This window comes from Pseudomonas sp. UBA5706 (assembly GCF_002419965.1).
In the GTDB taxonomy this organism is placed as follows: domain Bacteria; phylum Pseudomonadota; class Gammaproteobacteria; order Pseudomonadales; family Pseudomonadaceae; genus Aquipseudomonas.
This window is the reverse complement of sequence record NZ_DIHC01000011.1, coordinates 213,181-228,585: the sequence shown is the minus strand read 5'-3', so window position 1 is coordinate 228,585 and position 15,405 is coordinate 213,181. Positions and strand designations below refer to the sequence as shown.

The following is a 15,405-nucleotide window of genomic DNA, read 5'->3' as shown; positions in this document are numbered from 1 at the left end:
CTGCGCCTCGCTCTGCGTCATCCCGATTGACCGCTCCGCAAGGACTGGTCATTTCGTCGTTTTGGAGATTTCATGTTTTTCCCCATCTACCTGTTGTCGGCCGCCGGATTTACCGTGCTGACCACAGAGTTCGTCATTGTCGGCCTGCTACCTGCCATGGCCCGCGATCTGGCGGTCACCACTCCGCAGGCCGGGCTGCTGGTGACCCTGTTCGCATTCACGGTTGCTTGCTTTGGCCCGTTTTTGACCGCCTACTTCTCAAGATTCGAGCGTAAGCGCCTGTTCATTGCGGTGCTGCTGATGTTCGGTGTGGCCAACGCGGTCGCGGCGTTAGCGCCCAACATCTGGGTAATGGCCGTCGCACGGCTGATACCGGCACTCGGCTTGCCGGTATTCTGGGCTTTGGCCAGCGAGACGGCGGTGGACATCGTCGGTCCCGACCACGCCGGCCGGGCAATCGCCAAAATCGGCTTTGGCATTGTCTGCGCCACGGTGTTCGGCATTCCGGTGGGCACCCTGGTTTCCGACGGGTTCGGTTGGCGCAGTGCCTTCGTGATCCTCTCGGTGGTGGCGTTCGCCAAGGCGTTGCTGTTGTTCGTTTACCTGCCAAGGAGCATGCACAAGGATCAGGCCTCGTTCAGCAGTCAGTTCCGCATCCTGCGCAGCCCGCTGATGCAGGGCCATGTGCTGCTATCGGTGCTGGTGTTCAGCGGCATGTTTACCGCCTACACCTATCTGGCGGACATGCTCGAACGCCTGGCCGGGTTCAACGGCACCGTGGTCGGCTGGTGCCTGATGGGCTTCGGCGCGGTCGGCCTGTTGGGTAACTCGTTGGGCGGTCGGCTGGTGGATCGACATCCGCTGATCGCCAGCCTGACCTTCTGCACTTTCATGATCGTCGGCATGCTGATGGTGGTGCCGAGCATGCAGTCGTGGCCAGCGCTGACCATGGCACTGGCGGTTTGGGGGGTGGCGCAGGCAGCGTTGTTCCTGGTCAGCCACGTCCGGCTCATGAAAGCCGCGCCACAGGCCCCGGCGTTCGCCGCCTCCTTGAATATCGCCGGGGGCAACCTGGGGATCGGCATTGGCGCAATCATCGGCGGTCGGGTCATCGATCACCTGGGTCTGGGCAGCCTGGGCTTCGCCGCCGCCGGGATCATCGTGTTGTCGATACTGCTTGCATTGCTGCTGATGACCGTCAAACCGCCCCGGCAACCTGCACTCTCTAATCGGTGAACAACTGGCGTCGGGCGCCTTCGGTGATGGCGACGATGCCGGGGTGCTTGACCTTGCGCTCGACCGAGATCGCGTAAAACGACTCGGTCACGGCATCGGTCTGGCCAATCATCTGGACGTCGTACTGCTCCATAACCTCGTCGGCAATGACGCTCGGCGCGATGAATACGCCGCTGCCGGATTTGCCGAAAGCCTTCATCAAGGCGCTGTCATCGAACTCGCCGACGATCCTGGGCTGCACGTTCTGCTCGGCGAACCAGCGCATCAGGCGGCTGCGCACCACGGTCTGCTGACCCGGAATCAACAGCGGCGCGCCTTGCATGCCACGGGGAAAGTCCTGGCCATAAGTCGCGGCAAGCGCAGCGGTGGCGAAGAAACTCACACCACACTCGCCCAGTTTCTGGCTGTAACCCTTGATGCCCAGATGCGAAGGCATGGGGCTATCGGAAATCACCAGGTCCAGGCGCTGAATGGCCAGGTCGGCCAGCAGCCGTTCCAATTGGTCTTCGCGGCAGGTAATGCGGACCGGCTCGCTTAAGGCCATGGTCGGTGCAATCAGTCGATAAACGATGGATTTGGGCACTACGTCAGCGACACCTACGCGAAACAGAATCTGCTGCTCATCCGGCTGCGCGCGCAGCAAGGCTTCTAGATCTCCCCCCAACTGGAACATCTGCTCGGCATAGGGCAGGGCGATGCGCCCCATTTCGGTCAGCTCCAACTGACGCCCGACCCGCTTGAACAGCGCCACGCCGTAGGTTTGCTCCAGCAGACTAAGCTGACCACTGATGGTTTGGGGCGTGAGATTGAGTTGCTCGCAGGCGCGCACGATGCTGCCGGTCTTGGCTACCACCCAGAAGTAATGCAGTTGTCGGTAATTGAGCATCATGGGGCCTGATCGGGGACACTTCGTAATAACCGAAGTATATGCTTTAAAAATACGAATTTTTCTGAGGTGTTCAGCTATTTAGAATGCGCCGTTATCAACCCATCGGCTCATTGGATACCGGCGTATGGAATACCTTCTGCAATTGGCTGCAAGCCCCGCGGCGTGGATTGCCCTGGCGACGCTGGTCGTCATGGAAATCGTCCTGGGCATCGATAATCTGATCTTCATTTCGATCCTCACCAACAAGCTGCCGGCGCATCAGCGTACCAAGGCACGCCGTCTCGGCATCAGCATGGCGCTGGTACTGCGGCTTGGCCTGCTGGGCACCGTGGCCTGGATCGTTCAATTGACCGAGCCTGTGATTGACGTCTTCGGTCAGATCTTCTCGTGGAAAGACATGATTCTGATTGCAGGGGGGCTGTTTCTGGTATGGAAGGCAACTACCGAGATCCACCACAGCATGGATATCAGGACCGAGCAGGACAGCGCAATGTCCAAAACCGTGGTCATGGGCATGGCGGCGGCAATCGGCCAGATCCTGATGCTGGACCTGGTATTTTCCATTGACAGCATCGTCACCGCTGTTGGCATGACAGAACATCTGCCGATAATGATCACTGCTGTGATTGCCGCCGTATTCGTGATGCTGGTTGCATCCGAACCGCTGGCAAAGTTCATCAATGACAATCCAACGGTGGTGATGCTGGCATTAGGCTTTTTGATCATGATCGGCATGACGCTGATTGCCGAAGGCTTTGGTGCCCATGTGCCGAAAGGCTATGTGTATACCGCAATGGCTTTCTCGGCTTTGATTGAAATCCTGAACATGCTGGCCCGCCGAGCCAGGCAGCGAAAGCTCCAGGCAACTGCGCTGAAGCAGGAAGGCTGACAGCGTCGCTCAAATGAAAAGGGTCGGGAATGAGGCTCTCATCGCCGACCGTTTCACTCTGTGCGGTTACTCGCTAAGGGTCGCATCAATGCGCAGCGGCATGACGGTGCGCGCGCTCCATGCGCGGCGCAGGCTTTGTTGTCTCGGCGCTACGGGAATGCGGATGGTGACGACGCGAAATTCTCATTACCCCCCACAACATAGCGGTGGCAACTGCCAACCAGGCAGCGATCAACATTACTAAGGTCATTCCGAGGCTCATGTCTTCCTCCGGCTCTGTGCATTTCGTTCTCTTAGTAACCGACAGTCTAGTGCGCCGGTTGTTGCCGAAAATTGACCGGTGGTAGAAATCAGCGACCATTTTCATCTGTACGGCAAGGCTGACAGCGCATTGACGCTATACCGCCATGGTTTAGCGCTCTATGATCGGCGTCCAGGCCGGGTCGCAGGTTGCCCGGCAACGATAAGTGAGTGAAGAATGTCTCGAGCGCAAGCCTCTGCAAGCAAAAGGAAGTGGTTGGCCTTGGCATTGACTGTGGCGCTGGCCGGGTGTGCAGACCCCCATGCCTATAAGCCTGGTTACCCGGCCGAATACAAGCGTCTGCCTGATCGCGTCGAGATCAACTCGGTGCCGTTTTTCCGTGGCAATGCTTATCGGAGCGGGCCCTTCGCGCTGGCAAGCATATTAAGCGTACACGGCGTGCAGACCACGCCAGGCCTTTTGGAAAAACCGTTGAAACTGCCGGGCGCTGAAGAGATGCTCGATCAGAACATGGCGAATCTGGCGCGCGAATATGGGTTTGTGGTGTACCCGGTCGATCATCAATTGCCTGACCTGTTGGCGCAGGTGTCGGCGGGTTACCCGGTGCTGGTGCGCTTCAACGACGGATCGCTGTGGTGGAAGGAGCAGCGCTATGGCGTTCTCGTAGGCTTCAACCAGAACAAGCGCAGCGTGCTGATCTACTCCGGGCTCGGCCGCCTTACGGTCAGTTTCGAAGCGTTCACCTCAGACTGGAATAGCGCGGGCAACTGGGCGCTGCTGGTGCAAAGCCCTCGGCAGCTTCCCGCGCCTGTGGATCGCGAGCGTTGGCTCAAGGCAGCCAGCGATCTTGCCCAGGCTGGGCAAGAGCAGGCGGCGGGCGAGGCAGTGAAGGCGCTGAATAACGCCCATTAAAAGCGTTAACACTGCGAACGGACGCGCTGCCACCGGCAAGCGTGCCGCATCCCTTGTGGCAGTCCGACTTTCCGCGATAGCGAATTTGAAGACGCTGGCACTATCAAGCCGGGCTGCTAAAAGCGCAGTCGTCGCTCGGAGCGCTACCGCGCGCACGCCACGCTGCCAGCATCAGACCCCCAGTTTGTCTCGCAAGCTGTAGTACCACGCGCCCATCGCCGTCAGTGGCGTGCGCAGCAGTTGCCCGCCGGGGAACGGGTAATGCGGCAGGCCGGCGAACGCGTCGAAGCGCTCAGCCTGACCGCGCAGCGCTTCGGCGAGCACTTTGCCCGCCAGGTGGGTATAGGTCACGCCATGGCCGCTGCAGCCCTGGGAATAATAGATGTTGTCGCCCAACCGTCCGACTTGCGGCAGGCGTGACAAAGTCAGCAGGAAATTGCCCGTCCATGCGTAGTCGATCTTTACGTCCTTGAGTTGCGGAAAGGCCTTGAGCATGTTTGGCCGGATGATCGCCTCAATGTTTGCTGGATCGCGCGCACCATAGACCACGCCACCCCCAAAGATCAGTCGCTTGTCGGCGGAGAGGCGGTAGTAATCGAGCAGATAGTTGCAGTCTTCGACGCAATAATCCTGTGGCAGCAAGCTGCTGGCGAGCGCTTCGCCAAGCGGTTCGGTGGTGATCACCTGGGTCCCGCATGGCATCGATTTGGCGGCCAGTTCCGGTACCAGATTGCCGAGATAGGCGTTGCCAGCGACGATGACGAACTTCGCCCGCACCTTGCCCTGAGCTGTATGCACGACCGGGCTCGCGCCGCGCTCGATCTTGATCGCTGCCGATTGCTCGTGAATAACGCCACCCAACGATTCGACGGCCGCCGCTTCCCCGAGCGCCAGGTTCAATGGGTGAATGTGACCGCCGCTCATGTCGAGCATGCCGCCGATGTACTGATCGCAGGCCACCACTTCCCGAATACGACGGCGATCCATCAGTTCGAGCTGCGTATGACCGTAACGCTCCCAGAGCTTTTGCTGGGACTCAAGGTGGCCCATCTGTTTGGGGGTCAAAGCGGCAAATACCCCGCCGTCCTTAAGGTCGCATTGGATCTGGTACCGGGCTACACGGTCGCGGATGATGCGCGCGCCCTCGAACGCCATCTGACCCATCAACTGCGCCTGCTTCGGATCCACCGAGCGTTCGATGACGTCGATGTCCCGGCTGTAGCTGTTAACGATCTGCCCGCCGTTGCGCCCTGACGCCCCAAAACCCACCTTGGCTGCCTCGAGAACCGTGACCCTGAAGCCGTGCTCGAGCAGAAAGAGGGCGCTGGACAGTCCCGTATAGCCGGCGCCGATGATGCACACATCAGTCTCTACATCGTCTTGCAAGGCCGGACGCAAGGGAGCGGGGTTGGCCGAGGCTGCATAGTAAGACTGTGGGTATGCGGTGTTGGTCATCCTGCGGGCCCTGTTTAATATTTTTTACGAGAGGGCCGATGCTACCTGAGATAAAAAGCTCTCACCAGCCGATTTGAGCGGCAAGTGTCCTATATATGTGCCAGTCGCGGTACAGGCCGTTTGAAAAATCCAAAATTTTCAGACAGTTGGAAAAAGGAGCCGTTGACAGCCTGTTGAATATCAGTAGAATGCCGGCCCACAGCAGGCACGTAGCTCAGTTGGTTAGAGCACCACCTTGACATGGTGGGGGTCGTTGGTTCGAGTCCAATCGCGCCTACCAGACAAAATCCGCTCTGCTGGGCGGTAATGAGAAGGGCATTCCGAGAGGGATGCCCTTTTTTGCGTCTGTTTGTCAGCCCGGCAGATCGCACGGCTTACTCGGCTTTGGCGCGGGTGATCCTGCCCGCCTTGATCTCATCCACGTAAGCTCGCAAGCGATCAGCGTCTTTGTATTGCTGATTCATCAAGTGCAGCACTGCGACTACGTCGACATCCTTGATACGTTCAGCCAATCGGCTGATCTCGCCTGCGGTGCGCTCCAGATTACCGGCAATCGTATTGAGTTCGCGCTTGAGTTCCAGTGCAGGTTTCTTCATTCCCATGTGTATGTCTCCACAACCAACGGGGCGGCGCTGACAGCTACCACGCTCGGTCAGCACCACGGTTTAACAGCGGGCGATAATACGCCAGCGTCGCGGATTTTGCGGGCACAAAAAAGGCGCTGCTTGAGCGCCTTTTGCCATGATCCAGCCGTGGTCTATCAGCCTCCGGCACCGCCCGCACCGGATGAGCTCCCAGAAGAGCCGGTTGAGCCACTGCCCGTCGATCCACCGCTCGTGGACGAGCCGCCAGGCAAGTCGACATCGTTGCTCCCCCCTGTTCCATTGCTCATGGCACCGGTGTTCATCCCGCGCCGGATACCGGTAGCAGCGTCGCCCTTGTCCATAGTGGTGCCTTGTCTATCTACGTCGCTGCCCAGCGTGCGTGGGTCCTGACCGGTCTGTGAAGGAGGAGGGCCTACGGTGGGGGAGGTAGCGCCTGCTACCGCTGCGAACGAGCCGAATGCCAGGGCACAGCCCATTGCCACTGCCGCTAACGATTTGTTCATCAGATGATCTCCTTGTCTTAAGTCCTGTACTGACCTTTGGCCCGGTGATTTCTCACATAGTGCCGTCATGGCGACAGGCGGTAATCGCTCGATTGGGCGCCGTTGCACTTCGCGCTGTGGTGGCCGCAAAAAATTCGCATATTCATAGGGTTAGTGAGTAAAAAGACGTTGACACGCAACTCAATATCCGTAAAATGCCGACCCACAGCAGGCACGTAGCTCAGTTGGTTAGAGCACCACCTTGACATGGTGGGGGTCGTTGGTTCGAGTCCAATCGCGCCTACCAAACAAATCCGCTCTGCTGGGCGGTAGCGAAAAGGGCGAGTCGAAAGACTCGCCCTTTTTATTTGCCCGGAATTTCATGGCCTGGAAAACTCCGGATCTGCGTTTTTTCCTGCTTCTCTCCTCGGGCAGCTTGCCCAGCCCAGCCGGGCCCTGCGTTCGCGGTTCAGGGAATTGAGTTAGCCCCTGTCTGAAAAAAATCCTGATTATTCACCCCCGCGACTGGACCTTTTGTCATGATGCGCGATCATCAGTGCATGGAAATCGAAAGGAGGTGCGTATGTTTATCCGGTCACTGACCCTTGCCGCCCTGTTCGCCGTTGCCGCTCCCCTGCTGGCAGCCGACGCAGATACCCTACTGGCTCAGGAGCGTGGCAAGTCTCGGCCATTGATCATCATTGCGGCAAGTTCAGTCGACCCTACGCTGGTGACGCTGAAGAAAAGCCTTAACGAATCGCCCAACAAAGAAGAGTTCGCCAAGCGCAACATGGTGCTGTACACCATCGTCGCACTGGCCGGGCAGCGTAATGGCAAGGACATGGACGCGCAGTCGACCATGGCGCTGATCAGGGAGTTGAAACTTTCGGTTCTGGATAAGGATCAGGCGCAGGTGATCCTGGTGGGCAAGGACGGTGAGAAGAAGATCGACCATAAAGGCGCGATCGATCCTAAAGAGATCTTTAGCACCATTGATCAGATGCCGATGGCCGAAAAGGAAGCGGCTGCTCCTGCATCCGCTGTTCCTGCGCCTGAGCCTAAATCCTCTGCGCCAGCCGGCAAGTCCGGCAAGGCAAGCAACTCCGGCAAGAGCGCTCCGGCGGCGCCGCCCGCTGGGCTGGATGATTGAGCCGTGCCCGAGCAACCCCGACGCGGGTGCCGCTTGAGGGGCGGCATCCGGTTGCAGAAGGATAGGGCTAGCTTGCGGCTTGCTGGTAAGATCCCTCCTTTTTTCTTGAAGGGACTGTCATGAAACACTGGGCGGGAGCTATAGCGCTAGCCATGCTGGCCGGTTGCATGAGTTTGAATCAGACGCGTTCGGCGGGCCCGGCACAGGTCTACTCGAGCCAGAAACCGGCGGCCGCGGTTGCCGAATGCATCAAGGTCAGCTGGGCTAACGTGCAGTTGTTCGGTGATGTCGCCGATGTCTTCATGGAGCAAGGCAAGCCTGGCGAGTTCACCGTCTACACCACCGAAGGCGAATACTTTGCCGACCTGGTCGGCAAGAGCGGGACCACGGCGATCAGCTTCTACGCCAAGCCTGGGGCTAAGGTGGTCGATCAGCGTGGCGCGATGGTTGCGACCTGTCTGTGACGTCCTGGTATCGACGTTATCGCTGCCGCCACTCGCTGGTCGGGTTAGCGTCGATGCCGGGCCACGTTTTGGCGGTAACGACGCTCGCGCAGTCGCCGACATCGGCAAGCCGGAGGGCTGCATGCCAAGCGTGTGCCGATGCTCCAGGTTGGCCTACATCGGTGGCGTGACCCCATTTTCCCCTGCCGATATCGACAGTGCGCTCAGCACGCCATCTGCTGCGGGTTGAGCCTGCAGCACAATCTTCACGCCAGGCTTGAGCAGGCTACGACCGCCGGGCGCCAGACTAACGATCGGCACGTCGTCCGGAATCACGATCTTCTTCTGCCCGCCCTTGTAGTTCACAGTAATGGTACGACCGTTGCTGGTCACCAGATCGCCCACCGAGCCATTGGTCATGGTGCTGTCCTTGCCTAGGTCGAACGCGCGATGTCCATCCCCGGTGCCCGCCATTTCTGGCGCGAACACGTGCACTTCCAGTGCCTTAAGCGTCCCGTCGGCCTGAGGGACGGCAGCCGAACCGACATAGCTGCCCGGCTTGATGTCCGACACCTGCGCTAATGTCACGCCTCGAACCTGAGTGTCGTTGGTCAAATGGACCTGCAGGTCCTCATTGCGATTGCTGTGGACCTTAAGCATATCGCCCTCAACCGCAGTGATTGCGCCTCGCACCCGAATGGGTTTGCCATCTTCGGCCTGAGACGCTCCGGCCATCATTAACGTCGACGTCAACATAGTGGCAATCAGCAGGCTGACCCGCAGAGGTTTGGTTGTTGTGAGAGTCATGATTGCCGTCCTGTGGGGTTGAGTCCCAAGCTTAGCGCTGCCTGAGCAGGAAGTTGATGACATCGGCGTCAGAAAGGCTCGCATAGGCTGTAATGGAGCTAAGCATGGCGCTGGGAGCATCGCGCTGTCGGAGCGTGGACCGAGTGTACAGCGGGGAGGGCATTTGCGCTGCGGATTACTCTGCGCAACGCGCCCTCATCCCGCTTATTGCTATTGCAACGAGATGGCCGTATTGGCCAGTTTCGGCTGGTTAAACATGCTCACCAGCACCTCATCGAGGATCGATGAAGCGCCCCACGGGCGAGCGTCGTTGAGGATGGCGACGACCACCCAGCTGTTGCCGTTGCTGTCGCGGCTGAACCCTGCAATGGCGCGAACCGTGTTCAACGTGCCGGTCTTGATGTGTGCCTCACCACGCAGTGCAGTGCGTTTCAGGCGTTTGCGCATGGTGCCGTCCATGCCGGCCAGTGGCAACGAACTCATGAACTCGGCCTGATACGGGCTGTTCCAGGCGGCTTGAAGCATTTGCGCCATTTCCCGTGCGCTCACACGCTCGGCGCGAGAAAGGCCGGAGCCGTTCTCCATCACCAAATGCGTAGCGATGATTCCCTTTTTCGCCAGCCACTGACGAACCACCCGTTGAGCGGCCTTGGCATCGTCGCCGTCGGCCTGGTTACGGAACTCCGAACCCAGGCTCAGGAACAGCTGCTGGGCCATGGTGTTATTACTGAATTTGTTTATATCGCGGATGATTTCGGCCAGGTCAGGCGAATAGGCCTTGGCAAGCAGCTTGGCGCTCCCAGGCACTACGTCCAGGCGGTCCTTGCCGAGAATGGTGCCGCCCAGTTCCTGCCAGATGGCGCGAACGGCGCCGGCAGTGTAGGTCGGGTGATCAAGCAGCGACAGGTAGGTCTGGGAGTTGCAACCATCGCCCAGTTGGCCGGACACCGTGACCGTGATGCCGCCGTCGGGTTCGGGCACCGGATTGTACAGCACCTCGCCGGTGCATTTAGTCGAGGCGAGCGCCTTGACCTGATTGTTGATGTGGATCGCCGCAATCGGTGGTTCTACCGAGACCAGAATTTTGCCGCCGTCATTGCGGGTCACGAAGCGCAGCGCCTTGAGATTGACCATCAGCGAGTCGGGACGAACCAGGAATGGCTTGTTCTTGTCGTTGCCATCGTCATCGAACACTGGCAACTGCGGTTGAATGAAATGGCTACGGTCCAGTACCAGATCGCCGGTGACCTGTTGTACGCCGTTGGCGCGCAAGTCACGCATCAACAGCCACAACTTTTCCATGTTCAGCTTGGGGTCGCCGCCGCCCTTGAGGTAAAGGTTGCCACGCAGCACGCCATTGCTCAGCGTGCCGTCGGTGTAGAACTCGGTCTTCCACTGATGGGTAGGGCCCAGCATCTCCAGGGCGGCATAGGTGGTCACCAGCTTCATGGTGGAAGCAGGGTTGACCGACACATCGGCGTTATAGACAGTGGGAGTGCCAGGACCGGTCAGTGGGAGCATGACCAGCGACAGCGCATTGTTATCCAGTTTGCCAGCCTTGAGCGCGTCCTGAACCTTGGGCGGCAACGCGGTGTTGATCGGTACAGCGGCGACAGGCAGGGAAATCGGTAAAAGCAGGGTGGCAAAAAAAAGCGGACGCAAAGACTTGATCATTCAATAAACCCTACTGCAGGAAAAGTGAAAACAGGAGGGGATGGATTCCCTCGTCACGTAAAAATAAACAGCGCTGAAAAACTTCTCGGCCCGTGAAAAAAAAATAGGGCCTGCAATGATGCGGCATTATGCCCCAAGCTTTCGTGACTTGCGCCGGGGGACGGCCGTCAAACCGCGCTATTTTTTTCAAATGCCACCGGATTGTCACGTGAATACATGTTTCTTCATGCCGGATTAGCAGTGAAGGGCGCAGTTTTGAACATTTAAGGCTAAACCGCATGGCCTGCCCAGGACGATCGTGGCCGCACTGGGGGGCGGAACCGATACCTGCCCCTTGATGATCAGCCACAAAAAAGCCACCGCGAGGGTGGCTTGTTTGAAGCAGTCGTTCAGGACCCAGTTGCCCAGGTCTCTAGCGGCTTGCTAACGGTCGGGCAATCAGGCCGCCGGGTTGATCGGCTTTTCCGGATACCAGGCGTCCAGCAACGAGCTGACTTCAACCTTGGTCAGCTCGCTGCGGCCTTTGAGCCAGGCCTCGACGGTAGCGCGCTGTTCTTCGGTGACCGAGCCGCGTTCGGCCAGGCAAACCAGGCCGTAGTCATCGCCGCCAACGTAGTCCAGACCGTTGCCGTCCATCGCATCAGTCAGGAACGCATCGAGGAAGGCGTCGATAGCCTCGTCGTCCAGACCTTCCTTGAATTCCAGATTCAGCTCGAAGCCCAATTCCTGGAACTCGTCAACACAGAGCTTTTTGCGCAGACGACGGGAGCGGTTAGTGGCCATGAAGCAATCCTCTTAGGTAAATTCGGGGCGCAGTCTACCAGCTAACGGCTGCGCGCGCGTCCGGCGCGTCGGATATCCGGTTTCGAACAGGTGGGGAACGCAGCTTGCAAAGACAGACTCTGCCGATGGCGCATTAAGTTAAATGCTCGGCGGCGGTACTTTACGGGTGGTGGGGGGTGATTCTAGAGTCGCCGCTGCTCCTTGAGCCCTTGCTCAAGCACCCCCATCGCCGCTTCCAGCGCCTGAGCATGCACGCTTACCCCTGCCAGCGGCCCTTCCCCATCGCACGCTTGCTCCAGCCGCGCGCACAAATCAATCACCTCACTGGCACTGATAATCCGCGCCGCCCCCTTGATCTTATGCGCTACATCACGAATCTCCCGCCTGTAGCCCCGAACAACCGTTTCCCTCAACTCGTTGGCGTCGTCCCGGCAGCTGTTGATCAATTGATCGATCAAGTGCGAGATCATCTCAGGCCGGTCGCCCGTCAATGCCACGATACTGCCCATGTCGAATGGCAGCTGTTCCATCTGCGCCCCTCTGTATCTGCGTCCGAGCCCTATCCGCGACAGCCGCTCGTTCAGTGCTGTCAGGCTGATCGGCTTGAACAGGCAGTCGTCCATCCCGGCCTCTCGACAGCGCTGTATTTCCTCAGCCTGGGCATTGGCAGTGAAACCCAGCACGGTGCAAGCCTGCTGCTTGTGCTCCTGCTCATGGGTGCGAATGGCCCGGGCCAGATCATATCCATTGATCACCGGCATGTTGCAGTCGACCATCACCAGATCGAAGTGCCGCGCCAACCATTGCTCCAGCCCTTGCGCACCCTGTTCGGCAAGCTCGCAGCGATGCCCGAGGAATTCCAGCTGCTGGCACAGCAGAAGCCGGTTGGCGGGATGATCGTCCACCACCAGAATGTCCAGGGTCTCAGCGCTCTTTTCACTGTTATCGCGCAGCACCGGGAGAGCCGCCAGCGGATCCAGTGACGTCAGTTCAAAAAGCATCTGCACGCGGGTGCCGTTGCCGGGCTCGCTGTCGAGGGTCAAGCTTGCGCCCATCATTTCGCACAGGGTGCGACAGATGAACAGCCCAAGCCCGGCGCCGGTTCTTGCCAGTTGCCCGCTGTTGTCGGCTTGAGCGAAGGGCGCGAACAGCCGGGCCTGATCCGCCGGGCTGATGCCGATTCCACTGTCCTGAATGACTACCTGCAGGCGAATCTGCTGTTCGTTTAGCGAGTCTTCGGCGTGCAGGCTGATGCGGATATTCCCCTGTTGGGTGAACTTGATCGCATTGCTGATCAGGTTGGACAGAATCTGCTTGAAGCGCAGGGGGTCGATCAGCACGTCGATGTTGATCCGGCTGTCCAGGTCCAGTTGCAAGGCCAGATCTTTCTGCCGGGCCAGGCCATCGAACACCCGCACCACTGATTCCACCAACTGCCGCAGGTTGGCCCGTTCCGGGTTCAAGGTCAGGCGCCCCGACTCGATGCGGGCGATATCAAGAATGTCGCCAATCAGGTTCAGCAAGTCCTTGGCCGAGCTGTACGCCACCTCGATGGCCGGTCGGTCCAGGTGTCCTTGATCCGCGCGTTTGAGCGCCAGCTCCAGCATGCCGATGACGGCGTTCATGGGCGTGCGTATCTCGTGACTCATGGTGGCCAGGAAGGTGCTTTTGGCCCGATTGGCATCATCGGCCTGTTGTTTGGCGCTCTGCAGGTCTTCGATCAATTGACGCCGTTCGCTGATATCGATCCAGCCGCCGATGATGCCCTGAACCTTGCCCAGCGAATCCCGGAAGGGAAGGATCCAGTGGTAGATCGTCAATGACTGGTCACCGATGTGCAGCGAGCGGTCGAGGATCAGTGGCGTATCGTTGGCCATCACCTGCTGGTAATCGGTGAGGTACTGCTGGGCCTCCTGAGTATCGCTAAGTGCGCCATCGAGAATGCTCGTGCCCAGCACCTCTTCACGCGTGGCCGCGAACGCGGTGAGGTAACTCTCATTGCACATCTGCAGCAGTCCATCGCGATCACGCACGTAGATCGGATGCGGGGTGCCGTTGACCAGCGCACTCATGAATTCGAACTGATCGCTCAACGCCCGTTCGGCCAGTTCCCGCTGCTTGATCTGGCGGCGCATCCAGGCATTCCACGCCAGCGAACCCAGCAACAAAAGGCCCGCGCCGATGACGATCTGATAGACCAACAGTTGATAGTCTTTCCAGGCGCCACGTCCGGCGGGCATATACGTGCGCCAGCGATTATTGATCAGCGCAAGGTCTTCCGGAGCAATGCTCGACAGCGCCTTGTCGATGATGCCGCTCAGCTCGGTGGCATTGCGCAAGGTGGCCATGGCGATGCGCGCCGGTTCACGACCCACGGTAACGCGCATTTGCAGGGTATCGTTCAAGCCTCGCGAGGAAATGAAATAGCCGGCGCTGAACAGCGAAGTCACTGCGCCTTCCACGCGACCGTGGGCCAACAGGTCCAGTGCCTGGGCAGGGTTGTCGACTTCCACCGGGTAGATTCGCGGATGGGCTTGCCGCAGGTAGTCCAGCACCGGACTTGCCAGGGTAAGGGCAACGCGTTTGCCTTCCAGCTGGTCGAGGTTGGAGGGGCTGGAGGTTTCCTTGCGGGTCACCAGCACGAAGGCGTTATCCATGTAGGGGCGGCTGAAGTTAAAACGGTTTTCCCGCTCGTCGCTGGGCACCATGGCGCCGATCAGGTCAGCCTGGCCTTGGCTCAGGCGATTCATCATGTCGCGCATGCTCGGGGCATGACTGACCTCGAATCGCAGCCCAGTGCGCAGTTTGATGAGGTCCAGCAGATCCGCGGTGACCCCACGGAAATTGCCGTTGGCGTCGATAAACGTCAGGGGCGCATAGGCGTCATTGATGACCACCCTGACCGTGGGATGCTGGGCGATCCAGCGTTCCTCGCGCTGGGTCAGTTGCAGTTTTTGATCGGTCAGCAGCAGGTCGGCGCCCGCACCCCAGCGCTTGGAGATGGCGATCCGCTCTTCGATGGGAATGCCCTTGAGGATCAGGTTGATCAGATCCAGCAAGACGGTATTGTCAGCCTTCACGGCAAAGCTGAACCCGTTGGGCTCGTGCTGGCCGAAATTGGCCATCTGCACGTTGTTCAGATAGCCCTTGCTGATCAGGTAATGGGTGGAAATGGCGTCGCCCAGAAAGACGTCCGCCTGGTTGAATGCGACGGCGTTGATTGCGCTCTGGAAGGAGGGAAAGGTCTGTAGACGGGCCTTTGGATACAGGGCGCTGATCTGCTCGGACGGTAGATAGTGATAAACCATGCTCAGGCGCAGCCCGTCGAGACCGTCGTTCAAGCTGCGAGTCTCACCGGTGCGGGTCACCAGCACGGGCTGATCCACCGCGTACGGCAGCGAGAGCCTGATGTCGGTACCGGCCGCTTCGTAGCCGTTGGCACTGCCCAGCACGTCGACCTCCCCGCTGAGTAGCGCATCGATCGCCTCGTCGCGAGAGGAGTAGCGCAGCACCCTGACGGGCAGATCCAGGGCCCGTGAGAGGATGCCTGCGTAATCTGCGGTAAAGCCCTCGTAATCGCGACCGGTGAGGGTCATGTCAAAAGGTGGATAATCCGGGGCCGATGTGCCCAGGACCAATTCGCGCTTGTTGCGTACCCATTGCCATTGGGTGCGGTCCAGCGCGACGTCCATGTGTGCTGGATTGGCCCGGCTTAGCAGGGTGTAACGTTCGGCCGCTTCCGTATGAGCTGGCGCACTGATGCTCAGGCACACAACTACAATTACTATCAAATAGTCCTTTAACCCCTTTGACATCCT

At 59.2% G+C, this 15,405-nt stretch carries 13 protein-coding genes and 2 tRNA genes; 7 read left to right on the top strand and 8 right to left on the bottom strand.

Annotated elements, in window-relative coordinates; translation table 11 throughout:
* Positions 1–72: 72 nt before the first annotated feature.
* Positions 73–1,236, top strand: coding sequence for an MFS transporter (locus B3I26_RS06790; RefSeq protein ID WP_296256330.1), 1,164 nt, complete (start codon positions 73–75; stop codon positions 1,234–1,236).
* Here B3I26_RS06790 and nhaR read toward each other — a convergent pair.
* Complete coding sequence (gene nhaR, locus B3I26_RS06785) at positions 1,226–2,122, bottom strand: transcriptional activator NhaR (RefSeq protein WP_296256487.1); 897 nt, start codon at positions 2,120–2,122, stop codon at positions 1,226–1,228. The genes B3I26_RS06790 and nhaR overlap by 11 nt on opposite strands.
* A gap of 127 nt (positions 2,123–2,249) precedes the next feature.
* Here nhaR and B3I26_RS06780 point away from each other — a divergent pair, with 127 nt between their 5' ends.
* Together B3I26_RS06780 and B3I26_RS06775 are read left to right on the top strand one after the other, a co-directional pair.
* A complete protein-coding gene (locus B3I26_RS06780; protein WP_296256328.1) occupies positions 2,250–3,014 on the top strand; it encodes a TerC family protein in 765 nt (254 codons plus the stop codon).
* A gap of 478 nt (positions 3,015–3,492) precedes the next feature.
* Positions 3,493–4,188: a cysteine peptidase family C39 domain-containing protein gene (locus tag B3I26_RS06775; RefSeq protein WP_296256326.1), complete on the top strand. Its 696-nt coding sequence runs from the start codon at positions 3,493–3,495 to the stop codon at positions 4,186–4,188.
* A gap of 171 nt (positions 4,189–4,359) precedes the next feature.
* On the opposite strand, the gene B3I26_RS06770 is transcribed toward B3I26_RS06775, so the two are convergent.
* On the bottom strand, positions 4,360–5,643 hold the full coding sequence (locus B3I26_RS06770; protein ID WP_296256324.1) for an NAD(P)/FAD-dependent oxidoreductase: 1,284 nt from the start codon (positions 5,641–5,643) through the stop codon (positions 4,360–4,362).
* A gap of 203 nt (positions 5,644–5,846) precedes the next feature.
* Between B3I26_RS06770 and B3I26_RS06765 the strand changes: the two genes are divergently transcribed.
* Positions 5,847–5,923 (top strand) — tRNA-Val (locus tag B3I26_RS06765).
* A gap of 94 nt (positions 5,924–6,017) precedes the next feature.
* Here B3I26_RS06765 and B3I26_RS06760 read toward each other — a convergent pair.
* Positions 6,018–6,245 (bottom strand): hypothetical protein, encoded by a 228-nt coding sequence (locus B3I26_RS06760; protein ID WP_296256322.1) that lies wholly within the window; start codon positions 6,243–6,245, stop codon positions 6,018–6,020.
* 158 nt (positions 6,246–6,403) lie between these two features.
* Complete coding sequence (locus tag B3I26_RS06755; protein WP_296256321.1) at positions 6,404–6,751, bottom strand: hypothetical protein; 348 nt, start codon at positions 6,749–6,751, stop codon at positions 6,404–6,406.
* Positions 6,752–6,960: 209 nt separating this feature from the next.
* On the opposite strand from B3I26_RS06755, the gene B3I26_RS06750 reads away from it, so the two are divergent.
* From B3I26_RS06750 to B3I26_RS06740, 3 genes are all read left to right on the top strand, one after another.
* Positions 6,961–7,037: transfer RNA gene (locus B3I26_RS06750), tRNA-Val, on the top strand.
* 276 nt (positions 7,038–7,313) lie between these two features.
* On the top strand, positions 7,314–7,880 hold the full coding sequence (locus B3I26_RS06745) for a DUF4174 domain-containing protein (protein ID WP_296256320.1): 567 nt from the start codon (positions 7,314–7,316) through the stop codon (positions 7,878–7,880).
* 167 nt (positions 7,881–8,047) lie between these two features.
* Positions 8,048–8,344, top strand: coding sequence for a 2-oxoacid ferredoxin oxidoreductase (locus tag B3I26_RS06740; protein ID WP_296256318.1), 297 nt, complete (start codon positions 8,048–8,050; stop codon positions 8,342–8,344).
* A gap of 153 nt (positions 8,345–8,497) precedes the next feature.
* Here B3I26_RS06740 and B3I26_RS06735 read toward each other — a convergent pair whose 3' ends face one another.
* From B3I26_RS06735 to B3I26_RS06720, 4 genes are all read right to left on the bottom strand, one after another.
* Positions 8,498–9,079: a DUF5666 domain-containing protein gene (locus tag B3I26_RS06735; RefSeq protein WP_296256485.1), complete on the bottom strand. Its 582-nt coding sequence runs from the start codon at positions 9,077–9,079 to the stop codon at positions 8,498–8,500.
* Positions 9,080–9,340: 261 nt separating this feature from the next.
* Complete coding sequence (gene dacB, locus B3I26_RS06730; protein ID WP_296256316.1) at positions 9,341–10,804, bottom strand: D-alanyl-D-alanine carboxypeptidase/D-alanyl-D-alanine endopeptidase; 1,464 nt, start codon at positions 10,802–10,804, stop codon at positions 9,341–9,343.
* A gap of 438 nt (positions 10,805–11,242) precedes the next feature.
* The gene (locus tag B3I26_RS06725) at positions 11,243–11,587 is read right to left on the bottom strand and encodes a YggL family protein (protein WP_296256314.1); all 345 of its coding nucleotides are present in this window, start codon (positions 11,585–11,587) and stop codon (positions 11,243–11,245) included.
* 182 nt (positions 11,588–11,769) lie between these two features.
* Positions 11,770–15,402 carry a transporter substrate-binding domain-containing protein gene (locus tag B3I26_RS06720; RefSeq protein ID WP_296256312.1) on the bottom strand — a complete coding sequence of 1,211 codons (3,633 nt, stop codon included), beginning with the start codon at positions 15,400–15,402 and terminating at the stop codon, positions 11,770–11,772.
* Positions 15,403–15,405 lie beyond the last annotated feature (3 nt).